This is a genomic window from Bacillus sp. FSL R7-0646, assembly GCF_037969865.1.
GTDB lineage: Bacteria > Bacillota > Bacilli > Bacillales > Bacillaceae > Bacillus > Bacillus licheniformis.
The window spans coordinates 165,379-188,808 of sequence record NZ_CP150217.1; the positions used below are offsets into that span (position 1 = coordinate 165,379).

Annotated in this window: 18 protein-coding genes, 7 tRNA genes and 2 rRNA genes; 18 read left to right on the forward strand and 9 right to left on the reverse strand. The window is 46.4% G+C overall.

The features are described from left to right. Positions 1–92 precede the first annotated feature (92 nt). The 4 genes from MKY62_RS00960 (at position 93) to MKY62_RS00975 (ending at position 3,463) form a co-directional block, all read left to right on the forward strand. A 23S ribosomal RNA gene (locus MKY62_RS00960) occupies positions 93–3,023 on the forward strand. Between the two features lie 132 nt (positions 3,024–3,155). Continuing rightward, positions 3,156–3,271 (forward strand): 5S ribosomal RNA (gene rrf, locus MKY62_RS00965). Between the two features lie 42 nt (positions 3,272–3,313). Then, positions 3,314–3,388: transfer RNA gene (locus MKY62_RS00970), tRNA-Asn, on the forward strand. Between the two features lie 2 nt (positions 3,389–3,390). Continuing rightward, positions 3,391–3,463, forward strand: a tRNA-Thr gene (locus MKY62_RS00975). Positions 3,464–3,847: 384 nt separating this feature from the next. On the opposite strand, the gene MKY62_RS00980 is transcribed toward MKY62_RS00975, so the two are convergent. Beyond that, positions 3,848–5,017, reverse strand: a complete 1,170-nt coding sequence (locus MKY62_RS00980) for a serine hydrolase domain-containing protein (RefSeq protein WP_003178412.1) — start codon at positions 5,015–5,017, stop codon at positions 3,848–3,850. Between the two features lie 174 nt (positions 5,018–5,191). Between MKY62_RS00980 and MKY62_RS00985 the strand changes: the two genes are divergently transcribed. From MKY62_RS00985 to MKY62_RS00995, 3 genes are all read left to right on the forward strand, one after another. Beyond that, positions 5,192–5,413 (forward strand): hypothetical protein, encoded by a 222-nt coding sequence (locus MKY62_RS00985; RefSeq protein ID WP_003178414.1) that lies wholly within the window; start codon positions 5,192–5,194, stop codon positions 5,411–5,413. A gap of 147 nt (positions 5,414–5,560) precedes the next feature. Then, complete coding sequence (locus MKY62_RS00990) at positions 5,561–6,502, forward strand: bile acid:sodium symporter family protein (RefSeq protein WP_085959545.1); 942 nt, start codon at positions 5,561–5,563, stop codon at positions 6,500–6,502. A gap of 34 nt (positions 6,503–6,536) precedes the next feature. Then, positions 6,537–6,950, forward strand: a complete 414-nt coding sequence (locus MKY62_RS00995; protein ID WP_003178418.1) for a DUF5391 family protein — start codon at positions 6,537–6,539, stop codon at positions 6,948–6,950. A 15-nt stretch (positions 6,951–6,965) separates the two neighbouring features. On the opposite strand, the gene MKY62_RS01000 is transcribed toward MKY62_RS00995, so the two are convergent. From MKY62_RS01000 to murQ, 7 genes are all read right to left on the reverse strand, one after another. Beyond that, positions 6,966–7,835: a PhzF family phenazine biosynthesis protein gene (locus MKY62_RS01000; protein ID WP_003178421.1), complete on the reverse strand. Its 870-nt coding sequence runs from the start codon at positions 7,833–7,835 to the stop codon at positions 6,966–6,968. Between the two features lie 105 nt (positions 7,836–7,940). Further along, entirely contained in the window at positions 7,941–9,170 is a 1,230-nt protein-coding gene (locus MKY62_RS01005; protein ID WP_003178423.1) for a DUF1343 domain-containing protein, read from the reverse strand. After that, positions 9,170–11,101, reverse strand: a complete 1,932-nt coding sequence (locus MKY62_RS01010) for a glycoside hydrolase family 3 protein (protein ID WP_011197482.1) — start codon at positions 11,099–11,101, stop codon at positions 9,170–9,172. The genes MKY62_RS01005 and MKY62_RS01010 overlap by 1 nt, the downstream gene beginning before the upstream one ends. Positions 11,102–11,116: 15 nt before the next feature. Further along, a complete protein-coding gene (gene pbp4b, locus MKY62_RS01015) occupies positions 11,117–12,475 on the reverse strand; it encodes a penicillin binding protein PBP4B (RefSeq protein WP_025807241.1) in 1,359 nt (452 codons plus the stop codon). Between the two features lie 55 nt (positions 12,476–12,530). Further along, positions 12,531–13,898 (reverse strand): PTS transporter subunit EIIC, encoded by a 1,368-nt coding sequence (locus MKY62_RS01020; RefSeq protein WP_003178430.1) that lies wholly within the window; start codon positions 13,896–13,898, stop codon positions 12,531–12,533. Between the two features lie 26 nt (positions 13,899–13,924). After that, positions 13,925–14,773: a MurR/RpiR family transcriptional regulator gene (locus tag MKY62_RS01025; protein ID WP_003178432.1), complete on the reverse strand. Its 849-nt coding sequence runs from the start codon at positions 14,771–14,773 to the stop codon at positions 13,925–13,927. Positions 14,774–14,791: 18 nt separating this feature from the next. Then, positions 14,792–15,706, reverse strand: a complete 915-nt coding sequence (gene murQ / locus MKY62_RS01030) for an N-acetylmuramic acid 6-phosphate etherase (protein WP_003178433.1) — start codon at positions 15,704–15,706, stop codon at positions 14,792–14,794. Between the two features lie 254 nt (positions 15,707–15,960). Between murQ and MKY62_RS01035 the strand changes: the two genes are divergently transcribed. Then, the gene (locus tag MKY62_RS01035) at positions 15,961–17,391 is read left to right on the forward strand and encodes an IS1182 family transposase (protein ID WP_016886315.1); all 1,431 of its coding nucleotides are present in this window, start codon (positions 15,961–15,963) and stop codon (positions 17,389–17,391) included. 31 nt (positions 17,392–17,422) lie between these two features. Here the strand turns inward: MKY62_RS01035 and MKY62_RS01040 are convergent, their stop codons facing one another. Continuing rightward, the gene (locus tag MKY62_RS01040; protein ID WP_003178435.1) at positions 17,423–17,875 is read right to left on the reverse strand and encodes a DUF523 domain-containing protein; all 453 of its coding nucleotides are present in this window, start codon (positions 17,873–17,875) and stop codon (positions 17,423–17,425) included. 183 nt (positions 17,876–18,058) lie between these two features. On the opposite strand from MKY62_RS01040, the gene MKY62_RS01045 reads away from it, so the two are divergent. The 10 genes from MKY62_RS01045 to MKY62_RS01090 all read left to right on the forward strand — a co-directional run bounded on the left by MKY62_RS01045 (position 18,059) and on the right by MKY62_RS01090 (position 23,418). Next, a tRNA-Glu gene (locus MKY62_RS01045) sits at positions 18,059–18,133 on the forward strand. A 150-nt stretch (positions 18,134–18,283) separates the two neighbouring features. Then, positions 18,284–18,359 (forward strand) — tRNA-Val (locus tag MKY62_RS01050). Between the two features lie 58 nt (positions 18,360–18,417). Beyond that, positions 18,418–18,490: transfer RNA gene (locus MKY62_RS01055), tRNA-Thr, on the forward strand. 8 nt (positions 18,491–18,498) lie between these two features. Then, positions 18,499–18,583 (forward strand) — tRNA-Tyr (locus MKY62_RS01060). Positions 18,584–18,587: 4 nt separating this feature from the next. Next, positions 18,588–18,659, forward strand: a tRNA-Gln gene (locus MKY62_RS01065). Positions 18,660–18,784: 125 nt separating this feature from the next. Next, on the forward strand, positions 18,785–19,699 hold the full coding sequence (rocF, locus tag MKY62_RS01070; protein ID WP_003178436.1) for an arginase: 915 nt from the start codon (positions 18,785–18,787) through the stop codon (positions 19,697–19,699). Between the two features lie 225 nt (positions 19,700–19,924). After that, complete coding sequence (sigW, locus tag MKY62_RS01075) at positions 19,925–20,488, forward strand: RNA polymerase sigma factor SigW (RefSeq protein WP_003178438.1); 564 nt, start codon at positions 19,925–19,927, stop codon at positions 20,486–20,488. 13 nt (positions 20,489–20,501) lie between these two features. Next, positions 20,502–21,122 carry an anti-sigma-W factor RsiW gene (gene rsiW, locus MKY62_RS01080; RefSeq protein ID WP_003178441.1) on the forward strand — a complete coding sequence of 207 codons (621 nt, stop codon included), beginning with the start codon at positions 20,502–20,504 and terminating at the stop codon, positions 21,120–21,122. 165 nt (positions 21,123–21,287) lie between these two features. After that, positions 21,288–22,109, forward strand: a complete 822-nt coding sequence (gene cdaA / locus MKY62_RS01085; RefSeq protein ID WP_003178443.1) for a diadenylate cyclase CdaA — start codon at positions 21,288–21,290, stop codon at positions 22,107–22,109. Beyond that, on the forward strand, positions 22,102–23,418 hold the full coding sequence (locus MKY62_RS01090) for a YbbR-like domain-containing protein (protein WP_003178444.1): 1,317 nt from the start codon (positions 22,102–22,104) through the stop codon (positions 23,416–23,418). The genes cdaA and MKY62_RS01090 overlap by 8 nt, the downstream gene beginning before the upstream one ends. Positions 23,419–23,430 lie beyond the last annotated feature (12 nt).

Below are 23,430 nucleotides of genomic sequence, written 5' to 3' on the forward strand. Positions count from 1 at the left end.
CCTTCAAAGCGTGTTCTTTGAAAACTAGATAACGAAAGTAGACATTCACATTCAATTGTAATGCAAGATATCACGTAGTGATTCTTTTTAACGGTTAAGTTAGAAAGGGCGCACGGTGGATGCCTTGGCACTAGGAGCCGATGAAGGACGGGACGAACACCGATATGCTTCGGGGAGCTGTAAGCAAGCTTTGATCCGGAGATTTCCGAATGGGGAAACCCACTGCTCGTAATGGAGCAGTATCCATATCTGAATTCATAGGATATGAGAAGGCAGACCCGGGGAACTGAAACATCTAAGTACCCGGAGGAAGAGAAAGCAAATGCGATTCCCTGAGTAGCGGCGAGCGAAACGGGAACAGCCCAAACCAAGAGGCTTGCCTCTTGGGGTTGTAGGACACTCTGTACGGAGTTACAAAAGAACGAGGTAGATGAAGAGGTCTGGAAAGGCCCGCCATAGGAGGTAACAGCCCTGTAGTCAAAACTTCGTTCTCTCCTGAGTGGATCCTGAGTACGGCGGAACACGTGAAATTCCGTCGGAATCCGGGAGGACCATCTCCCAAGGCTAAATACTCCCTAGTGACCGATAGTGAACCAGTACCGTGAGGGAAAGGTGAAAAGCACCCCGGAAGGGGAGTGAAAGAGATCCTGAAACCGTGTGCCTACAAGTAGTCAGAGCCCGTTAACGGGTGATGGCGTGCCTTTTGTAGAATGAACCGGCGAGTTACGATCCCGTGCAAGGTTAAGTTTGAAAAGACGGAGCCGCAGCGAAAGCGAGTCTGAATAGGGCGCATGAGTACGTGGTCGTAGACCCGAAACCAGGTGATCTACCCATGTCCAGGGTGAAGTTCAGGTAACACTGAATGGAGGCCCGAACCCACGCACGTTGAAAAGTGCGGGGATGAGGTGTGGGTAGGGGTGAAATGCCAATCGAACCTGGAGATAGCTGGTTCTCTCCGAAATAGCTTTAGGGCTAGCCTCAAGGTAAGAGTCTTGGAGGTAGAGCACTGATTGGACTAGGGGCCCCTACCGGGTTACCGAATTCAGTCAAACTCCGAATGCCAAAGACTTATCCTTGGGAGTCAGACTGCGAGTGATAAGATCCGTAGTCGAAAGGGAAACAGCCCAGACCGCCAGCTAAGGTCCCAAAGTATACGTTAAGTGGAAAAGGATGTGGAGTTGCTTAGACAACCAGGATGTTGGCTTAGAAGCAGCCACCATTTAAAGAGTGCGTAATAGCTCACTGGTCGAGTGACTCTGCGCCGAAAATGTACCGGGGCTAAACGTATCACCGAAGCTGCGGACTGTTCTTGCGAACAGTGGTAGGAGAGCGTTCTAAGGGCTGTGAAGCGAGACCGGAAGGACTCGTGGAGCGCTTAGAAGTGAGAATGCCGGTATGAGTAGCGAAAGAGGGGTGAGAATCCCCTCCACCGAATGCCTAAGGTTTCCTGAGGAAGGCTCGTCCGCTCAGGGTTAGTCGGGACCTAAGCCGAGGCCGAAAGGCGTAGGCGATGGACAACAGGTTGATATTCCTGTACCACCTCCTCACCATTTGAGCAATGGGGGGACGCAGGAGGATAGGGCAAGCGCGGTATTGGATATCCGCGTCCAAGCAGTTAGGCTGGGAAATAGGCAAATCCGTTTCCCGTAAGGCTGAGCTGTGATGGCGAGCGAAATATAGTAGCGAAGTTCCTGATTCCACACTGCCAAGAAAAGCCTCTAGCGAGGTGAGAGGTGCCCGTACCGCAAACCGACACAGGTAGGCGAGGAGAGAATCCTAAGGTGATCGAGAGAACTCTCGTTAAGGAACTCGGCAAAATGACCCCGTAACTTCGGGAGAAGGGGTGCTCTGTTAGGGTGCAAGCCCGAGAGAGCCGCAGTGAATAGGCCCAGGCGACTGTTTAGCAAAAACACAGGTCTCTGCGAAGCCGTAAGGCGAAGTATAGGGGCTGACGCCTGCCCGGTGCTGGAAGGTTAAGAGGAGCGCTTAGCGTAAGCGAAGGTGCGAATTGAAGCCCCAGTAAACGGCGGCCGTAACTATAACGGTCCTAAGGTAGCGAAATTCCTTGTCGGGTAAGTTCCGACCCGCACGAAAGGCGCAACGATCTGGGCACTGTCTCAACGAGAGACTCGGTGAAATTATAGTACCTGTGAAGATGCAGGTTACCCGCGACAGGACGGAAAGACCCCGTGGAGCTTTACTGCAGCCTGATATTGAATGTTGGTACAGCTTGTACAGGATAGGTAGGAGCCTTGGAAACCGGAGCGCCAGCTTCGGTGGAGGCATCGGTGGGATACTACCCTGGCTGTATTGACCTTCTAACCCGCTGCCCTTATCGGGCAGGGAGACAGTGTCAGGTGGGCAGTTTGACTGGGGCGGTCGCCTCCTAAAAGGTAACGGAGGCGCCCAAAGGTTCCCTCAGAATGGTTGGAAATCATTCGCAGAGTGTAAAGGCACAAGGGAGCTTGACTGCGAGACCTACAAGTCGAGCAGGGACGAAAGTCGGGCTTAGTGATCCGGTGGTTCCGCATGGAAGGGCCATCGCTCAACGGATAAAAGCTACCCCGGGGATAACAGGCTTATCTCCCCCAAGAGTCCACATCGACGGGGAGGTTTGGCACCTCGATGTCGGCTCATCGCATCCTGGGGCTGTAGTCGGTCCCAAGGGTTGGGCTGTTCGCCCATTAAAGCGGTACGCGAGCTGGGTTCAGAACGTCGTGAGACAGTTCGGTCCCTATCCGTCGCGGGCGCAGGAAATTTGAGAGGAGCTGTCCTTAGTACGAGAGGACCGGGATGGACGCACCGCTGGTGTACCAGTTGTTCTGCCAAGGGCATCGCTGGGTAGCTATGTGCGGACGGGATAAGTGCTGAAAGCATCTAAGCATGAAGCCCCCCTCAAGATGAGATTTCCCATTCCTATAAGGAAGTAAGATCCCTGAAAGATGATCAGGTTGATAGGTCTGAGGTGGAAGTGTGGCGACACATGGAGCTGACAGATACTAATCGATCGAGGACTTAACCTAAATATTTGTGAATCGTCTGTCCGTTATCTAGTTTTGAGAGAACACCTCTCAGAAAGCCAAAGGCAAGGAAACTCGGCTAAAGGCCCTCACATCCTGTGAGGAACGCCCAGTACCTTCGTCCTGAAGGCATAGTTTGGTGGCGATAGCGAAGAGGTCACACCCGTTCCCATGCCGAACACGGAAGTTAAGCTCTTCAGCGCCGATGGTAGTTGGGGGCTTCCCCCTGTGAGAGTAGGACGCCGCCAAGCTGTTATATATCTTTACCCTGCATGAATTGAAGCTTTTCTTATTCCGCAGTAGCTCAGTGGTAGAGCTATCGGCTGTTAACCGATCGGTCGCAGGTTCGAATCCTGCCTGCGGAGCCAATGCTTCCATAGCTCAGCAGGTAGAGCACTTCCATGGTAAGGAAGAGGTCAGCGGTTCGAGCCCGCTTGGAAGCTTAAGTGAATACGTTGATATGACAAGGTTTCTCCTGTTGTGGGGAAAGCTTTTTTTGTTTTTGCGATATTTTGCTTTTAGACTTATTGAATGTATAAAAGCAGGCTAAATGCCTGCTTTTATTTTTATCCCCATAAAACGTTCAGTGTGACTTCAAAGACAAGAAGAGACAACATATAACTTGCGTACTTTAACGTATCAGGTTCATGCTGTTTTGAGTCTTTAAAAGTCCATATAAATAATGCAGCAACGCCTATAATGGTCACGATTTTGCTAAGCGTTAATAATGACATGACGACCTTCCTTTATATTGAAAATTCATTTATCATCTATCTTCTACATTTATAATTAAAATCCCTTTTAGCTGTAAAAACTTTCTCTGCTGTTCAAAATCCATTTAAAATAGAGAAGATCCGATTATTCACACTGCCAAAAGACTTAATGTTGTTTTGGATGTTTGAAAATAGAATGACGTATCTGCTCCCTGTCAGACTGAAACTGTTTAATATGTTGTAGCCGGGCATGACACCGTGGCTTGAATAGCTTCCTGGAGACACATAAAAGCCCATGCCGTATGTTGCTTTATTCGGCGTAAACATTTTCATAAAACTTTCATTGGAAATGATTTTTCTTTCGTAAAGTGCTTTATCAAACAAATACATGTCATAAGCGGTCATATAAATATCACCGGCCCCGTAAAGCTGTGATAAATCCGGCATGTCAGGCGTATAAAGCTTTTTTTGCAGGTTTAATTTATATCCTGTCGATGGATTTGACTCTTTAGCAAATGTTTTATAAAAGCCTGCATGTTTCATACCGGCAGGTTTAAAAATATGCTTTTTGATGTATTGGTCGACTGGTTCACCGCTTACCATGGAAACAATGTATGCCAGAACCGAGTAATTGGAGTCTCTATAATCCCATTTCCCTGTTGGGTATTTTACACCCCGTTTTTCGATATCTTTAATTAAATCTTCCGGCGAAATATATCCGCGGCCTTCTTTGTGACCCCTAATTCCGGATGTGTGCGTCAAGAAATGATAAAGGGTGATCTTTGAGCCGTTTGGAAAATTGGGAAGATACTTAGAAACAGGGTCATTTACAGATAGCAATCCTTTTTCCTCCAGCTGTAAAATTGCCGTTGCAATAATCGCTTTTTGTGATGACCCCACATAAAAGACGGTATCTGGTGTATTGGGAACCATTTCCTCGCGGTTTGCATATAAATACCCTTTGCTTGTCACCACTTTTCCATCTTCTACGATCAATGCTGTGCCGCTGAATCCAATGCTTTTCAAATATTGATCCAATTGAGCATTATCATTTTTTGTGACGATTTTGCTCTTTTTTGTTTCATTTTGTGTTGGCTTTTTCTTTGCTTCAGGCTGTGCCTTTTTTTCAGTTGCTTGCAATTGGTTTTCCTGGTGATCTCGCATACCGCTTGGAAGTGCAAGATAAATTAATCCACAAACAACCAAAAAGGAAAATATGATAAGCCTTCTTTTTGTTTTCTGCTTTTTTCTTTTCTTTATTCGCGTTCTGTATGTTCTTGCCATGTCGGGTACTCCTTCTTTTATATGTGACGTATTTACTGACGCAATAACCCCTTAAAAAGTTTCTTCAAAATGCTAATATTTTCATACATGAACTCGAATAATGCCAAAATTTACATTTTGTTTACACTTGATCAAGAACAAATGTTCGTATAAAATAGAATGTGAGGTGAGACGATGAATAAGCTGTTGTATCGTTCCATGGAAGACGGCATTCCGGTAGAAATCATATACATGAAAAAAAGCGGTTTTTCTAAGCGGGCGATTCTTGTGAAAGAAATAAAAAACGGTTATGTGAAAGCATTTTGCTTCCAAAAACAACAGATCAGAATGTTTAAAATAGAGTCCATTTTGTCCGTGTTCCCATATAAAAAAAGAAATTCAGCCCATTATGCTTAAAAGCTTCACCATCATCCTGCCTTCTTTCTGTATTCCCTTCCTGTTTTGATATTCCATCTTTTGTTATAATGAATGTAAATTCGATTTAAAGAGAGCGGGCGTTTTACATCTATGCTTCAGACAATCAATAAAACACTTGGTAAGATTATGCCTTTGCTGACGCCTTTAAGCGTTGTCAGCGGAGTACTGCTTGCAGATTATTTAAATGGGCTGGCGAGTCTTGTGCCGTGGATTTTTGCGTTTATGACGTTTGCCGGCAGCCTGGGAGCAAATTTTCAGTCGCTGAAAACAGCGGTGGCTCATCCCTTGCCGATGTTTCTCGCTTTATTTGTTTTGCACATATTTATGCCTGTTTTGGCATGGAGCACGGGGCATCTTGTGTTTAGCGGGGATTCATTGACGATTACAGGGCTTACCCTTGGTGTTGTCATTCCGACGGGTATTACGAGCATGATTTGGGCTGCAATGTATAAAGGTAACATCGGTTTAACCCTGTCAATTATTTTAGTGGACACGATTCTTTCGCCTTTTATTGTTCCATTCAGTCTTTCCATCTTGGCCGGGGCGCATGTTGAAATGGATGTCATCGGCATGATGAAGGGGTTAGTTGGAATGATTGTGATTCCTTCTTTATTGGGAATGCTCGTCAATCAATTTTCAACGCCGGAGCGGACAGTGCGATTAAGCGCAAATTGTGCTCCGTTTTCGAAAGTCGGGTTAGCCGCCGTAGTGGCGATTAACAGCTCGGTGGTCGCTCCTTACCTTAAAAACGTCGATTTAAAGTTTTTAACGATAGCCGTTACGGTCTTTTTGGTGGCATTTACAGGCTACCTGACAGCTTGGCTGATAGGACGGCTGATGAAGCGGCCCCAGGAGGAAATCGTGGCTTTAATTTTTACTGGAGGAATGCGGAATATTAGCGCGGGCGCTGTGTTGGCCACTAGCTTTTTTCCGCCTCAAGTGGCGGTGCCCGTTGTCATTGGCATGCTGTTCCAACAGATTCTGGCCGCGCTGTTTGGGCATTTGCTTGCAAGAAGCGAGCTGAAAAAAGCGCATCATTTGGACAAAAAGACGAGTCTGCCCTCATAGTTGGCAGACTCAGATCTTGCGGGAGTTAAATATAATGAAAACCAATAGAGTAAGTGTAATGATCTGGACTTTAATCTCCGCTTTTCTGTTTTGTTCTATGATAGTCGCAGCTTCACTTTCTCCGCTCGCTCATTCAGGCCCTCATGCTAATGAGTTTGGCACTTTGGGGATGTGGGCGGCAATCGGAACCGTTTTGCTCTTTTATATGCTGCCCCTCGCTGTTTATATGGCCGGGTTTGATGCAATGAAGTTTGTAATGGCTGTTCTTTGCGGAATTGGGTTAATCATCACGCTGACTATGAGTCCAGTGTTTGTGTTGATTGGCGCTATTGGCGGAAATGCTTCTGCATTACTGGGTGTCGCAGGTCTTTGCGTTCTGTTAGCGATTGTGAATGTGATTTGGCTAGTGGTTGCTTTTCGCCGGACGTCAGCAAGTGCCTCTTTCTGATATTCAAAGTTGTGTTCAAATTTGCCAACTTCCTTTAGCGATCAGGTGGACGTTTCCCCCGACGTGAATTTCTGTGCTGTTTTCCGTTATTTGGGCTTCAAGATGAAGCAGGGAAGGGCGGTTTATTTCAAATCCTTGTTCAGCCCTTATGCTGAGGTAGTGTTGATTAAAATAGCCGTGATGCAGTAAATACCCTGCGAGACCCCCGATTGCGCTTCCTGTTGCCGGATCTTCAGGAACGCTGAAACAGTCGCAAAATACTCGTGCATTGATGTGGTTTTGTTCATGATATGTTTCGGTAGTAAAAACGAGCAGACTTGCTTCTGTTTCTTTCATGAAAGCTTCAAACCGATCCTTGTTGATTTTGCATTTTTTAACTGCATTTAACGAGTTTAACGGTACGATAACCGCTGGAAGCCCTGTAGAAACCTCCTGTATCGGGAAATTCGAATCCATATCAGATGTGTCGATTCCAATTACCCCCGCCATCATTTCTTTATCAAAGGTTCGGTTAAACACGGGCGGATTTTGCTTCATCCAAATGATTTGATCAGCACCTTTTTCAAACGTCACCGGTATTGCGCCTGCTGTTACATTTAAAATGACATTAGAAGATGGTTCAGTTTCGATTTCATTCTTAATGATAAACGCTGTGCCCAGCGTTGGATGTCCTGCAAACGGAATTTCTTTTTCCGGGGTGAAGATTCGGACATCGTACCCGCCGTTTCCCTGTTTTCCCAATATAAAAGTAGTCTCGGAAAAATTGATTTCCCTGGCTATTTTTTGCATTTCATCACTTGATAGGTTCTTTTCTGCTTTAAAAACAGCGAGCTGGTTTCCTGTATATTTTGTTTCTGCAAACACATCCACAAGATAAAAATCCATCTGAAGTATCTCCCCTCTAATAAGACGCAGTTTCACATATCTTACATGAGATGGGAATGATTGAACAGTCTAATCAAAAATAAAGAAGAGCGGCTCCCGCTCTTCCTAATAAAGCAAATACTTCTTTCTGATATTCATAAACCGTTTTTGCTCTGCTTCGTATTTTTTGGCGATTTCATCAATTGAAGCGCCTTGCTCAATCATTGTTTTGACCCATCCGTTCCCGATCAGACGGTTGAAATTGCCTGAAGGGAGGAACTCAAAGTCGTCCGGGTAGAGGTCATGGACGGTTTTGATGATCGCAATACCGGTATTTACAGGCTTAAAAGCGGACCTGTTGGTCACGTAAAGCTCCACCCCGTGGCACAGTTTATTCTGATGCTTTGAAAATGTCGGATTGAAGGAGGCGGCTCTGAATCTGACGCCAGGCAGCTTCAGACCGTTTAATTTTTCGGCGAGCTCCGTACTTTTCATGTAAGGCGCACCAATCAATTCAAATGGCTTTGTCGTGCCCCTTCCCTCTGACATGTTGGTTCCTTCAATTAAACCTGTGCCCGGGTAGACGATGCTCGTATCCGGCGTCGGCATGTTCGGGGAAGGCAGGACGAAAGGAAGACCGGTGTCTTCAAAGAACATCTGCCGCTTCCAGCCTTTCATTTTTATGACGGTTAGGTCGGCTCCGATGTTAAATTCATCATTAAACAGCTTTGCCAATTCTCCTGCCGTCATTCCGTGACTTAGAGGGACGGGATACATTCCGACAAATGAAGAATAATCCGGATCTAGGACAGGCCCTTCAACTTTTAAGCCGTTTTGCGGGTTTGGGCGGTCAAGGACGATGAATGGAATATCATTTTCTTTTGCCGCTTCCATCGCATATGCCATAGTGTAAATGTAAGTGTAAAACCGTGTTCCGACATCTTGGATATCAAATAGCAGGACGTCAACGTTTTTCAACATCTCCGGTGTCGGCTTTCTCGTATCTCCGTAGAGGCTGTAGACGGGGAGACCGGTTTTTTCATCAATATAAGAGTCAACCTTGTCACCGGCTTGAGCGTCTCCTCTTACACCGTGCTCTGGACCATAGAGAGCGGTCAGCTCAATACCGGGGGCTTGGTGAAGCAAATCGATGCTGCTTGTTAATGTCGAATTGACACCGGTTGGATTTGTAATGAGACCGACCCTTTTTCCTTTTAATATGCTTTTTTTGTTCATGAGCACTTCAATACCCGGTGAGACCTTTGCTTTTTTTTCTTTGTCCGGAAAGGCAGCTGCTGCGGTTAGTGTACTGAAGACAAACATTCCAGCAAGCAGCCAGATTGCTTTTTTTCCCATCATGACCCTCCTTTGTGAAGCGGCTTGCCGTTTTTAATATTCAATCCGTAGCCATACGGGTAAAGGGTTTCCCCGGGGCGCGTGACTGAAGGAATGTCTACGGGCAATGTTCCTTTAGGCTTTGCCTTTCCGAAAATGGCTTCCACTCCGGCCGGGATATTCGGCTGCCTGAAGCGTCCGTTTGCATAGCCTTTAAAGCCGTATACCGCAATCACGGCTTCGGCTTCTTCAAAATTTGCCGTGTCATAAGGGTTTCTCAGGCTCATTAAGACGAATTTTTTTCCGTTGGCCTGCGCGTATTTCATGGCGGCGCGCGGAAAAGCGGTTGCCCACTTGCTTGAGTCTTGAATGCTGTCATCAATGACACCGTCGTTCACAACCGGATCGTTTTTGATGACGTATGATCCTGTGATGACATAATCGGCTTCGTCAATTTTCTTTTGAATCTCTTCCTCAAACGTTTTTTCTGCAAAGCGGTATTCGACTACCTTGATGTTTTTCCTTATTTTGCTGATGGTCTTTGCGATTGCTGCTGTTTGCTCTTCATATGGAGCGAGAATGAGGACGGTGTCCCCTTTTTTCGGTTTAAACGGCAGGGTGCTTTTGTCGTTTTTAAGGATAGTGGCGCTATCCCTTGCCATTTTCTTTTCGTATTTCATGTGTTTGCTGCTGCCGACCGTTTTCAAGGCGTATTTGATTTTTTTCTGAAGCGGTTCGGAGCCGGTGTGATCTATGATGCCTCGGTCTATTTTTAATTGAAGGATTCGCTCCACCGACTGATCGATTTGTTCCATGGGGATATCCCCATTTTTAACGGCTGTCAGAAGAGCTTCGAATACACGCGCCAGATTTTTTTCGGTCTCAAGCGATGTGACTTGCGCGGGCATGAGTGCGATGTCGACTCCTGCTTTAACAGCCATGACGACGGCTTCCTCCTGTCCGAAATTATCAGAAATGGCTTTCATATTTAAAGCGTCTGTTACAACAACGCCCTTAAAGCTGAGATCTTTGCGGAGAAGGTCTGTCATGACTTTTTTGGAAAGCGTAGCAGGCACCATGATGTCCTCGCCGTCTTTTTTGCTTTTATAGGTAGTATCGTCAAAGGCGGGGAACTGGACATGCGCTGTCATGATCATGTCAATACCTGCATCGATCGCCTTTTGAAATGGCGCAAGTTCAACACTTCTCAGCCTTTTTTCATTATGCGGAACAAGCGGCAATCCGTAATGACTGTCAACCGCTGTATCGCCGTGTCCGGGAAAGTGCTTTGCTGTGGCGATCATTTGCTCGTCCTGAAGGCCCTTCATCATCTGGATGCCGAGCTTTGAAGTCAGCTCAGGCTTGGAACTGAAAGAACGGACGCCGATGACAGGGTTGTCGGGATTGTTGTTGACATCAAGTACAGGACTGAAATTCACGTTAATGCCCAGTGATGATAATTCTTTTCCGATGATTTTTCCTGATCTGAAGGCGTTTTTGCTGCTTCTCGATGCTCCGACTGCCATATTGCCGGCCAGGTTTGTGCCTGATTCGAGTCTCGTGACAATCCCGCCTTCCTGATCGATCGTGATAAAGAGCGGAATGTCAGGGCTCGCTTGTTGCAGGCCGTCCGTTAACCGTACAGTCTGCTCTGTGCCTGTGACGTTTTCAGCAAAAAGAATGACGCCCCCGAGCCGGTATTTTTCAATGATTCCAGCAACTTCGTCATTCATTTCTGTTAATCCTTTGGCGCTCGATTCCCCTTTTTTCTTCCAGTTTCTAAAGTCAGGCATCAGCATTTGCCCGATTTTCTCTTCAAGCGACATGCTGCTGACCATTTGTTTGATGTTTTGTTCCGGACGCTGTTTTGCTTCTGCTTCGCGAGCGGCCGGCTGCAAAGCGAGAGACGATAACAGCAATGCAATCAACGCGCATTGAAGAAATCTTTTCATATAAAGGGTCGCCTCCTATTGGTGATGTAACGCCTCGTAAACAGCTGTAATGACGCTGCCGTACTTTCCGGTTGCAAATTCATCACCTTCGAATTGATTCGGGTTTTCTTTAGGGTTGATAACAGGAGAGTGCTTTTTATTGGTTAACAACACAATGCCGATTTGATACACGGGATCAATGATAGTAACCGTTCCCGTCCAGCCGGTATGGCCGTATGCTTTGCTGCTGGCGTGCTTGCCGAACATCCACTCCATATCGGTATTGCCGTTGAGCCGCCATCCTAGTCCATATGTGGGATTTGTTTTTGACGGCTCTGTAAATTGTGAAATGACAGAACTGCTGAATAGATGCTGTCTTCCGTAACCGCCGCCGTTCAGCATGACTTGAAGGAGCACTGCTGCGTCGTCAACGGTGGAAAACAGGCCGGCATGCCCAGAAACGCCTTCCATTGAATAGAATGCTTTTTCATCGTGGACTTCCCCCTGAAGTGTGTAAGTTCTGATGTTTGGGAACGAAATGGTGCCGTCTCTGGTGTTTCCCAATCGTTCCGTAGCTGCAAAATGCGACCGTTTAAAGCCCTTTTGGAGCGGATTAAACAAAGTATGCCGCAATCCGAGAGGCCGGTAAAACCGGTTTTCAACAAAGGTATCTAAACGCTCGTTTGTGATTTTTTCAATGATCAGCCCGAGGAGCATATAGTCGATGTCACTGTAAATTTGCTTTGTGCCGGGTTCATATGCCAAGGGGGTTTTCACAAGATATTCAAGCGTTTTGCTCCGTGATTGAGAGTAGAGGTGTCCGGCTGATTTCGGGTCGTAATAATTCCAGCTTGCAGGGAAGCCTGCGTTATGATGAAGCAAATCAATCACGCGGAGCCGGTTTTTTCCCTTTACATCGTCTTCCGGGTGATCTTTGAAATCAGGGAGATATTGAGAAATGTTTTTGTTCAAGTCAAGCTTTCCGGTGCTCACTAAATGCTGCAAGGCAAAATTGACGGCATACATTTTTGTATTGGAGGCTAGGTCGAACATCGTGTTTGCTTTCATTTTTTTTGGATGTTTGAGCGCTATGAGGCCGTTGTATTTCTGCTTGTAGCCGTAGACTTCTTTTTTGATGATTTTTCCGTCTTTAATCAAAATAAGGGCAGCGCCGGGAAAGCCCGCTTTGACATCCTGTTCGATCAGACGGTCCACAGCTTTAAGCTTTTTCGAAGAAAAACCGGCTTCTTCAGGCGTTTTCGCTTTCGTTAAAACAGGATATGTCAGCCGCTGTTTTGTCTCGTTCCCGATGGCAGTCTGTGCTGTGGACGGAAGCGGAAAAAAGCATGTCAGCAGCAATAGGGACGCGGCCGCACTGATCATAAACTTTTTCAGCTTGCTTCACTCCTTTCTGTTAAAAATTGCATAGTGGGAAATTTTAAACAAACGTTTAATCAAATTCAACTGCCATATCGTACTTGAAACCAAAGGAGTATGTTAAGACAAAGCCGGCAGCATAGGAAATAAACAAACCGAGAATATACAAAAGAACTTGGTGGGTATGAACCAAAAACGACAAAGGGAGCCCTGATACGCCTATCGATACGGTCGCAATTTTGAAATACGCTTGAAATGCTCCGCCTACTCCGGCCCCGAGGCACGCGGTTAAAAACGGACGTCCGAGCGGAAGGGTTACACCGAATATGAGCGGTTCGCCGATGCCGAGCAGGCCTGACGGCAGTCCGCCGGCAATGGCTCTTTTTAGCTTTGCTTTTTTCGTTTTGAAATAGATCGCAAAAGCGGCGCCTACTTGTCCTGCGCCCCCCATGGCCAAAATCGGCAGCAGCGGGTCATCGCCGATTGAATTGATTAATTCCATATGAACGGGTGTCAGTCCTTGATGAAGTCCGGTTACGACGAGCGGAAGGAAGGTGGCGCCCAGTACAAAGCCGGCGATAATGCCCCCAAGATCTAAGATGGCGAGAAGACCTGACGTAATGGCGTCGGAAATCAAGCCGCCGACAGGCATGAAGACAACGTAGGTGACGATTCCTGTGATAAGAAGGGAGACTGTAGGTGTGATGATGATGTCGAGTGAGTGAGGTACAAGGCGCCTGACCCGTTTTTCGAGAAAAGCGATAAATGCAGCTGCGAATAAAATGCCGATTAAACCGCCGCGTCCCGGCAAAAGCGCTTCACCGAAAAGTGAAATTTCACCAACGGCGGGGTTAATGATTAAAATACCGGCTAATCCGCCGAGTGCGGGGGAGCCGCCGAATTCTTTCGCCGTATTGATCCCCACCAGGATACCCAAATACGTAAATAGACCTGAGCCTATTACCGTTAAAATAATCGCGGTTTGTGAGGTTTCCGCGAGCCAGCCAGCCTGGATAACGGCTTTGGTGATTCCGGTAATCAAGCCTGAGGCGACCAAAGCGGGGATCAGCGGTATAAAAATGCTTGCGATTCGTCGGAGAAACAGCTTGAAAGGCGTCGCGTTTTTCTTGGAAATCTCCGCTTTATGTTTGGCTGCGGATTCTTTTAAGTCAACGTGTTCTGCGGATTTAAGCAGCTTCCCGAACTCGTCTGATACGTGCTGTACAACGCCTGTGCCGAGGATAATCTGAAGCGTTTCCTCCTCAACTACGCCGATCACGCCTTCAAGCGCTTTGATCGAGTCGATGTCGGTTTTTTGACTGTTGACAGGCGTGATGCGCAGGCGCGTCATACAGTGGGTATGATCTGCGACGTTAGACGGGCCGCCGATGTGTTGTAAAATCAGTCTTGCCAGCCCGGCATATTTTTTCTCATCGCTCATTTTATATCCCCCTTTTTTACAATTCGCTAAATTCCCATCATGCGGATGGCCGCTTTTGTTTGATCAATATACTGAATGATGTCCTCGTAGCGCTCTGCGGCCATGCCTAAAAACAGTAAGTCAATCATGTAAAGCTGAGTTAAACGAGAGGAGGTGGCGGCGCTGCGAAACGGCGCTTCATTTGAGCATGACGTATACAGGGCGATATCGCTTAATGAAGCGACAGCAGACTGTCCCAACCGCGTCAGCCCAATGGTTTTAATACCATGTTTTTTGGCGAGCCTGACTGCATTGGCGATTTCCTGTGTTTCTCCTGAATGGGATATAGCAAACAGAACGTCATTCTCGCCGGCATTGGCGATTAATGTCGCAACAAGATGCATATCACTAAAAGCGGTGGCCTTTTTATTGATGCGCAAAAATTTCTGCTGGGCGTCTTGTGCGACGATTCCTGAAGCCCCGATCCCGCAAAAATGAACCGTTTCTGCGTTGATCAATATTTGAATCGCTTTTTGAAGTTCTTCGTGGTCAATGTTTTCAAAGGTATCGCGAATCGCCTGAATCGAATTGCTGGTTGTTTTTTGAACGATTGAATGGAGCGGCTCCTGTGGTTCGATATCCCGGTATCCCTGATCAGACGGCTTCATTAAATCACCGGCGACTCTCATTTTTAAATCTTGAAAGCCTTTCAGCCCCAAAGATTTGCAGAGCCGTATCGCCGCCGCCCCGCTTGTCTTTGCCGAAGAGCTCACCTCCTGAATGGTGCCGTTTACGATCTCGTGGGGGTTTTTCAAAATGTATTCGGCAAGCTTTCGTTCAGATTGCGGCAATTTGTGAAGCATATTCTGAATGATTTCCAATCCTCCTGCAGCCATTGTTTCTTCCTTTCTTATTTAAGATTTTTCATAAATGGATAGGGCCTTTTCAATATCGCCTTCTGATTTCTCCAGCAGTTTTTCTGCAGCGGCTGCATCTTCGTTTGTTTTCAGCATGATGATGGCGGTTTTGACTTGGTTATTGGACATTTCCAATGCTTGCGCCGCTGTTTCTTTTGGCATACCTGTGACCGTTTGGATGATGCGGATCGCCCGCTCCTTTAATTTGTCATTGCTTACTTTTACATCTACCATGAGGTTTTCATAGACTTTCCCCATTTTGATCATGGCCGCCGTTGAGATCATGTTTAAAATCATTTTATGAGCGGTTGCGGCTTTCATTCTCGTCGATCCGGCAATGACTTCAGGGCCGACGACTACTTCTATGCTGTGATCTGCCGCCTGGCTGATCGCCGAGTTTTCATTGCATGTCAGCGATATGGCCTTGGCACCTGTTTTCTTGGCATACTTCAGGGCGCCTAGGACGTACGGAGTTCGGCCGCTGGCGGCGATTCCGATTACGGTATCATTGTTTGAGAGGTTAACGGCTTCTAAATCCCGTCTGCCAAAAGCCTCATGATCTTCAGCGCCTTCGACGGCATTGTACAAAGCTTTTTCTCCCCCTGCAATGATGCCTATGACCGACTCGGGAGATATGCTGAATGTCGGCGGGCATTCAGCTGCATCAAGTACGCCGAGCCTCCCGCTTGTACCGGCACCGATGTAGATGATCCGTCCCCCTTTCTTTAACGACCCGACGGCGTAGTCAACGGCGGTCTTAACATCGGGCAAGACTTCTTGTACAGCTTCGGCTACCGTTTTATCTTCATCATTCATGATTTTCAACATATCGATCGTTTCTGCCTGGTGAATGCGCTTGGATCTTTCATTGCGGCGTTCGGTTGTTAAGGAACCTAAATGGCTGTTTTCCATCGACAAATCCTCCTGATCATAAAATGCATATATTTCTTAATTTTCAGTATATTATGGCTGGAATATAATTTCAATGACAAAAGATAAATATTAAAATTTTGTTTCAATTAGGTTCTAAACATCTGAACGCCGAAATAAAATAAAGCGCAGATGAACTGCGCTTCAGCTTGTCGACAAAGTCACAAAAAAGTGGCTTGATCGACAAGCTTTTTTTGTTAAAATGTGTGTGGAATCTAATTTTTGGAGGTTTTACCATGTTGACCAAACACTCTAAAGATCAGCGTGAACAGCTTGAAGTCGTTGCCTTAAGTGAGCTTGTACCTGAAGACCATTTGGTCAGGAAGATGGAAGAAGCCATTGATTTTTCATTTATTTATCAAAAAGTTGCCCCTCTTTATTCTTCAAAAGGGCGTCCAAGTATTGATCCTGTTGTACTGATTAAAATGGTGCTCATTCAATACGTGTTTGGTCATCGCTCCATGCGCGAAACCATTAAGCGAATCGAAACTGATGTAGCCTATCGCTGGTTTATTGGATATGGATTCTCTGAAAAAATCCCTCACTTTTCAACCTTCAGTAAAAACTATGAACGTCGCTTTCATGACACAGACCTATTTGAAACAATCTTCTATAGGATTTTACGTCAGGCCATGGATCTCGGCCTCGTCGATCCTTCGGTTGCCTTCATCGACAGCACACATGTCAAAGCGAATGCCAATAAGAAAAAGTTTGTGAAAAAGATCGTAAGAAAAGAAACAAGAGCTTATCAGGAACAGTTAGATCAAGAAATTAATGCCGATCGCGAAGCCAACGGCAAAAAGCCCTTAAAGCCCAGGCAATGCTCAGAAGAACGAGAAATAAAAGAAAGTACAACAGATCCTGAGAGCGGCTATTTTGTAAAGGGTGAACGGGAACGCCTTTTTGCTTATGGTTTTCATACAGCTTGTGACCGGAACGGATTTGTGCTGGGGACGGTTGTTGAGCCTGCCAATATTCATGACAGCCAAGTGTTCACGACCCTGTTTCAACAAGTGAAAGAGCGCGTCGCCAAGCCTCATACGGTCGCAGTTGATGCCGGATACAAAACACCGGTTATCGCAAAATTTCTTCATGAAGAAAACGTTCGCCCTGTTATGCCTTACACGCGTCCGCAAACCAAAAAAGGATTCATGAGAAAACACGAGTATGTTTACGATGAATTTTATGATGTCTATATCTGCCCGCAAGACCATATTCTCTCCTATCGCACAACCAATCGGCAAGGTTATCGAGAGTATGCTTCAGATCCAAATCGATGTAAACAATGTCCATTACTACATACGTGTACAGAAAGTAGAGATCATCGAAAGATGATTCACAGACATATCTGGCAGGATCATTTAGACGAAGCTGATCATCTTCGGCATACGGAAGAGAATAAACAAATCTATGCCAAACGTAAAGAGACGATCGAACGAGTTTTTGCCGATTTAAAACATAAGCATGGCTTGCGCTGGACAACCTTACGGGGAAAGAAAAAATTGTCCATGCAGGCGATGCTTGTTTTCGCTGCCATGAATCTGAAAAAGCTGGCGAATTGGACCTGGAAAGGTCCTAACCGCCAGCCTTCTGATCGAAATAATAGAATAAAATGGACAAAAACAGGTCGGATTTTTAAAATCCGACCTGTTTTGTCAACGGTCTGAAGCGCAGATGAACTGCGCTTATGTCCTGGTACTACAGCTCGTCTATTTGATGTTCGGAAATCACACGGAAGCCTTCTTTTTTCAGAAGTGCCGACGTAAGGCCGTTGCCGGCTATTTTTTTGCTTGAGAAACTTCCATCGTATATATGGCTGCTGCCGCAAGACGGGCTGTTTTCCTTCAGCACGATCGTATCAGCCTTGATTTGCCTTGCCATCTCCAATGTTTGATATGCCCCTTTTATATATAGGTCTGTTACGTCATTTCCCGATTGTGTCTTGATCACCGCTTTGCCGTCTAAAACGTCTTCTCCCGTCCCGCCTATAATTTCGGCCGGTTCCCTTGGTGTTTGAAATCCGCCGAGCAGCTCGGGACAAGCCATCACCGCTTTTTTTTCTTCAACGAGCTTATTGATTTTTTCGACATAGCTGTGCGAACCGTTATAGCGGCATTCCACTCCGGCCAGACATGAACTTACCAGTATCATTATTCGGTCCCCTCTCTTGCACATCAGATAGCCCTATTTTAAACAAAATTTCCGCGCTTTTCTCAATCTCTATGAATAAAAAATTTGAAAATAAAAATTTTAATTTACCTCTTTACAAATGGGGAGGAACCTGTATATAATAACTTTTGTCAGCTTTACGAGAGCTGCTTGAAACACGGTGATGGCCCGTTGGTCAAGTGGTTAAGACACCGCCCTTTCACGGCGGTAACACGGGTTCGAATCCCGTACGGGTCACCATTCTTTTTTGGACGGCACGCTGGGAAAAGGAAGGCATGCTAAAGGGAGCAACATTCTGTTGCAACGCGCACTTGTACTTCAAAGGCAAGGAAGGCATGCTAAAAGCGCAACGTCCTGTTGCAACGCATGCACTTGTACGTCCTGTACTTCGGAGGATTAGCTCAGCTGGGAGAGCATCTGCCTTACAAGCAGAGGGTCGGCGGTTCGATCCCGTCATCCTCCACCATTTTTCGAAGCGGTTTTAGACACAACCGCGCCGGTAACTGCATAAGATACCGTATCATGCCGGTCTAGCTCAATTGGTAGAGCAACTGACTTGTAATCAGTAGGTTGGGGGTTCAAGTCCTCTGGCCGGCACTGTTTTTGGAGGGGTAGCGAAGTGGCTAAACGCGGCGGACTGTAAATCCGCTCCCTCAGGGTTCGGCGGTTCGAATCCGTCCCCCTCCACCATTATTGGGCTATAGCCAAGCGGTAAGGCAACGGACTTTGACTCCGTCATGCGCTGGTTCGAATCCAGCTAGCCCAGTTTTTGGACATCCTGTTCGGATGTCCTTTTTATTTTGTCTTTTTTGTATAACTATTCAAAAAAATGTCTTGTTGAGTCAATTCCGAATCGGAAGGTACAATGAAGGTCTGAAAGGGGGATATCATATGTTAAAACAGCAGATTTCAATGATCGGCGTGCCGATGGATCTTGGACAGCTGAGGCGGGGAGTCGATATGGGACCGAGCGCGATTCGCTGTGCAGGTGTTAATGAACGGCTGGAATGTCTTTGTCAGGATATTGAAGACCTCGGCGATATGACGATCGGGCAAAGAGAGGATGAGAAAGAAGGCGGGGAGCCGGCATCTGAAGAGCTAAGAAATTTGAAAGCGATTACAAAAGCGAGTGTAAAACTTGCTGAGACTGTCGATAATATCGTAGCTTCTGGCGCTTTTCCGCTCGTGCTGGGCGGTGACCACAGCATTGCGATCGGAACGCTTGCCGGCCTTGCGAAGCATTATCAAAACCTGGGTGTGATCTGGTATGACGCCCATGCCGATTTAAATACAAAAGAAACGTCTCCCTCAGGCAACATTCACGGCATGCCGCTCGCCATCAGCCTGGGAATCGGCCACGAAGGGCTGACCGCCATCTATGGAAAAGAAGCTAAAATTAAAGCGGAGAACATCGTCATCATCGGTGCGAGGTCACTTGATGACGGGGAAAAAGAATTGATTCGCGACAAAGGGATCAAAGTATATACGATGCATGAAATCGACCGCCTCGGCATGACAAGGGTGATGGAAGAAACGATAGACTATTTGCGAGGCAGGACGGACGGTGTCCATCTGTCACTCGATTTGGACGCGCTTGATCCGAACGATGCACCGGGTGTCGGAACTCCGGTAGCAGGAGGCATCAGCTACAGGGAAAGCCATCTGGCTATGGAAATGCTTGAGGAATCGAAGCTGATTACGTCCGCCGAGTTTGTCGAAGTAAACCCGATATTGGATGAGAAAAACAGGACGGCGGAAGCGGCTGTAGCCTTAATGGGATCGCTGTTTGGCGAAAAGCTGCTTTAGGTGCAGTTGAAGAGCGGCTTCAGGCTGCTCTTTTTTATGATAGAAGTCTCAACTTCATAATATTTATGATGTATAATAATTTTAAGCTAATATTAAGCGCATGAACCCTGTCAAAGCATCTACACCCTGCCAAAAATTTGATAAACTATTTTTATGAATTTAATGAAACCTTATAAAAACCAATTCGTATACATAAAGACCGGTGAAGGCAGAGGTTAGATAAATATGGAAACAATGATTAAAAAAAGAATCAAACAGGTGAAAAAAGGCGATCGTAACGCATTTGCAGACATCGTGGATATTTACAAAGACAAAATTTATCAGCTTTGCTACCGTATGCTCGGCAATGCGCATGAGGCGGAAGATATTGCGCAGGAAGCGTTTATCAGAGCATACGTGAATATCGACAGTTTTGATATCAACCGGAAATTTTCCACATGGCTTTATCGAATCGCAACCAATTTGACCATCGATCGTATCCGTAAAAAAAAGCCGGACTATTACTTGGATGCAGAGGTGGCAGGGACTGAAGGACTGACAATGTATTCCCAGGTTGCGGCGGATGTTGCGCTTCCAGAGGATGAAGTGGTTTCTTTGGAGCTGCACAGCACCATCCAGGAAAAAATCTTAAGGCTTCCCGATAAATACAGGACGGTCATCGTATTAAAGTACATTGATGAGCTTTCACTCATTGAGATCAGTGAAATCCTCAATATTCCCGTAGGTACGGTGAAAACGAGGATACACAGGGGCAGAGAGGCTCTCAGAAAACAATTAAGGGATCTTTAAGTGGGGTGATGAAATGAGCTGTCCGGAGCATATTGTTCAGCTTATGCATAAATACCTTGACGGAGACATACTTCCGGAAGATGAAACGCGTTTAAAAGAGCACCTCCAATCATGCGAAGGCTGCAAAAAGCACCTTCATGAAATGGAAAAATCCATCGCTCTTGTCCAGAGCACGTCGCATCTTACAGCTCCGGCGAACTTTACAGCCAATGTGCTGGCGAATCTGCCGAAAGAAAAGCGGACGGCATCGATCAACAGGTGGCTTAAAGCCCATCCGTTTTTAGTGGCGGCGGCTTTATTTGCAATTTTGATGGGCGGCAGCTTTTTCTCCAGCTGGAAAAACGATCACGATTTCAGCGTATCCAGCCAGCCTAATCTTGTGGTGAAAAACAACACGGTCATCGTGCCTGAAGGCGAAGTTGTCAAAGGCGATGTGACCGTGAAAAACGGAAAGCTGATTATAGAGGGCAAAGTCGACGGCGATGTCACGATTGTAAACGGTGAAAAATATACGGCTTCAGCAGGACAAGTCACCGGTCAGATCCATGAGATCAACGAGGTGTTCGACTGGATCTGGTATAAGATCAAATCGACCGGAAAATCGGTTTTTGGTGTGAAGGAGTCTAAAGAGTAGAGCAAAGCGGGCGAATGAGCTTTGCTCTTTTTTTATGAGGGGCCGCCATTTCACTTGGAAAATCAATTTGTGCTATAATAGCCCCTGTATATATAAAAATAATAGATCATACCATTTTGAAACATATTAACCTTACTAATGACTGAATTCTTGGAGGACGAGGAAATGGCTTTTGAGGATATCCCTTTCTTGCAGTACCTCGGCGATGCCGTTGATATTCTCCTTGTTTGGTACGTAATATATAAATTAATGATGGTCATCCGCGGGACAAAGGCGGTTCAGCTTTTAAAGGGAATCGTGGTCATTGTTCTCGTCAGGCTGGCCAGTCAATATTTAGGATTAAGCACCCTGCAGTGGCTGGTTGACCAGGCGATCACATGGGGGTTCCTGGCGATTATTATCATCTTCCAGCCTGAATTGAGGAGAGCGCTGGAACAGCTGGGGCGGGGGCGCTTTTTTTCGAGGAGCGGAACACCTGAGGAAGAGCAGCAGCAGAAAACGATTGATGCGATTACAAAAGCGATTAAATATATGGCGAAACGCCGGATTGGCGCGCTTCTGACAATTGAACGGGAGACGGGAATGGGCGATTACATAGAAACGGGGATCCCTTTGAATGCAAAGGTCAGCTCTGAGCTATTGATCAACATCTTTATTCCGAACACTCCGCTTCATGACGGAGCCGTGATTATGAAAAACGATGAGGTTGCTGCAGCTGCCTGCTACCTTCCGCTTTCTGAAAGCCCTTTTATTTCAAAAGAGCTTGGAACGAGGCACAGAGCAGCAGTGGGAATCAGTGAAGTGACCGACAGTCTGACGGTTGTTGTATCCGAAGAGACGGGCGGCATCAGCGTCGCCAAAAACGGAGACCTTCACCGTGATTTATCGGAAGAGGCATTGAAAAATATGCTTGAAGCGGAATTTAAGAAAAATTCGCGGGAAACTTCCTCAAATCGCTGGTATTGGAGGGCGAAGAAAAATGGATAAGTTCTTAAACAATCCCTGGGCTGTCAAAGTTGTCGCGTTATTGTTCGCGTTTCTTCTTTACTTTGCGGTCCACAGCGCTCAGGCGCCGACTCCGAAGAAACCAGGTGAATCGTTTTTCCCGACATCGACAACAGACGAAGCGACGCTCACCGATATACCGGTCAAATCGTTTTATGATGATGAAAACTACGTCGTAACAGGCGTGCCGCAGACGGTGAATGTCACGATTAAAGGCCCGACTGGAACCGTCAAGAAGGTCAGACAAGTGAAGGATTTTGAGATTTATGCCGACATGCAAAACCTGAAAACAGGCAGGCATAAAGTCGAGCTGAAGGCCAGAAATGTTGCCGACGGCCTCACTCTGACCATCAATCCATCGGTGACAACCGTGACGATCGAAGAAAAAACGACGAAGGAATTCCCGGTCGAGGTTGATTTTTATAATAAAAACAAAATGAAAGACGGCTACACGCCGGAGCTGCCGATCATCAACCCGAAAAACGTCAGCGTCACCGGCTCAAAAGCCGTGATCGACAGAATCCAGAACATCAAGGCGACGATCAATTTAGAGGGCGTCGACCAGACGGTTGAAAAAGAAGCCAAGCTTACAGTATACGACAAGGACGGAAATGTCCTGCCGGTTGAAGTCAGCCCTTCCGTCGTTAAAATCACCGTTCCGGTGACGAGCCCGAGCAAAAAGATTCCGGTCAAAGTTGACCGGAAAGGCAGCCTTCCGGACGGCATCAGCATTTCCAGCCTCGATATAAGTCCGGGAGAGGTGACCGTCTACGGGCCGCAAAATGTTCTTGATTCGTTAGAATTTGTCGAGGCCGACGAGATTGATTTAAGTAAAATAAAGGATGATACTGAATTGGAAGCCGGCATTAAAGTGCCGGACGGCGCTAAAAAGGTGTCACCCGAAAAAGTTAAAATCCAGGTGAAAGTTGACAAGGAAGAAGAGAAAAAACTGAAAAACGTTTCAATTAAAACCGCGGGGCTGAATGACAGCCGGGATCTTGAATTTCTCGATCCGAAGTCAGGCAAGCTGGATATCACGGCAAAGGGCTCGACAGCCGCGATCGAAAAACTCCAGCCTTCCGACGTCGAGCTCTATGTCAATGTGGCGGATCTTGATGACGGCGAGCACAATGTAAAGCTGGAAGTAAACGGTCCGCAGAACATGACATGGTCGCTGCCGCGGCAAAGCATTCGAGTGAAAATCTCATCTCAAACAACCCAAAACGAAAAAAACAATGGTCAGGATGAAGAAGAAGAGAATCATTCTGAAAAGGATTCACAACCTTCATGAATCAAAAAGGAG

Coding starts and splice junctions, on each gene's coding strand:
- MKY62_RS00980 (WP_003178412.1), bottom strand. CDS start 5,017: ATGGCAAGAACATACAGAACGCGAATAAAGAAAAGAAAAAAGCAGAAA.
- MKY62_RS00985 (WP_003178414.1), top strand. CDS start 5,192: ATGAATAAGCTGTTGTATCGTTCCATGGAAGACGGCATTCCGGTAGAA.
- MKY62_RS00990 (WP_085959545.1), top strand. CDS start 5,561: ATGCCTTTGCTGACGCCTTTAAGCGTTGTCAGCGGAGTACTGCTTGCA.
- MKY62_RS00995 (WP_003178418.1), top strand. CDS start 6,537: ATGAAAACCAATAGAGTAAGTGTAATGATCTGGACTTTAATCTCCGCT.
- MKY62_RS01000 (WP_003178421.1), bottom strand. CDS start 7,835: ATGGATTTTTATCTTGTGGATGTGTTTGCAGAAACAAAATATACAGGA.
- MKY62_RS01005 (WP_003178423.1), bottom strand. CDS start 9,170: ATGGGAAAAAAAGCAATCTGGCTGCTTGCTGGAATGTTTGTCTTCAGT.
- MKY62_RS01010 (WP_011197482.1), bottom strand. CDS start 11,101: ATGAAAAGATTTCTTCAATGCGCGTTGATTGCATTGCTGTTATCGTCT.
- MKY62_RS01020 (WP_003178430.1), bottom strand. CDS start 13,898: ATGAGCGATGAGAAAAAATATGCCGGGCTGGCAAGACTGATTTTACAA.
- MKY62_RS01025 (WP_003178432.1), bottom strand. CDS start 14,773: ATGGCTGCAGGAGGATTGGAAATCATTCAGAATATGCTTCACAAATTG.
- murQ (WP_003178433.1), bottom strand. CDS start 15,706: ATGGAAAACAGCCATTTAGGTTCCTTAACAACCGAACGCCGCAATGAA.
- MKY62_RS01035 (WP_016886315.1), top strand. CDS start 15,961: ATGTTGACCAAACACTCTAAAGATCAGCGTGAACAGCTTGAAGTCGTT.
- MKY62_RS01040 (WP_003178435.1), bottom strand. CDS start 17,875: ATGATACTGGTAAGTTCATGTCTGGCCGGAGTGGAATGCCGCTATAAC.
- rocF (WP_003178436.1), top strand. CDS start 18,785: ATGTTAAAACAGCAGATTTCAATGATCGGCGTGCCGATGGATCTTGGA.
- sigW (WP_003178438.1), top strand. CDS start 19,925: ATGGAAACAATGATTAAAAAAAGAATCAAACAGGTGAAAAAAGGCGAT.
- rsiW (WP_003178441.1), top strand. CDS start 20,502: ATGAGCTGTCCGGAGCATATTGTTCAGCTTATGCATAAATACCTTGAC.
- cdaA (WP_003178443.1), top strand. CDS start 21,288: ATGGCTTTTGAGGATATCCCTTTCTTGCAGTACCTCGGCGATGCCGTT.
- MKY62_RS01090 (WP_003178444.1), top strand. CDS start 22,102: ATGGATAAGTTCTTAAACAATCCCTGGGCTGTCAAAGTTGTCGCGTTA.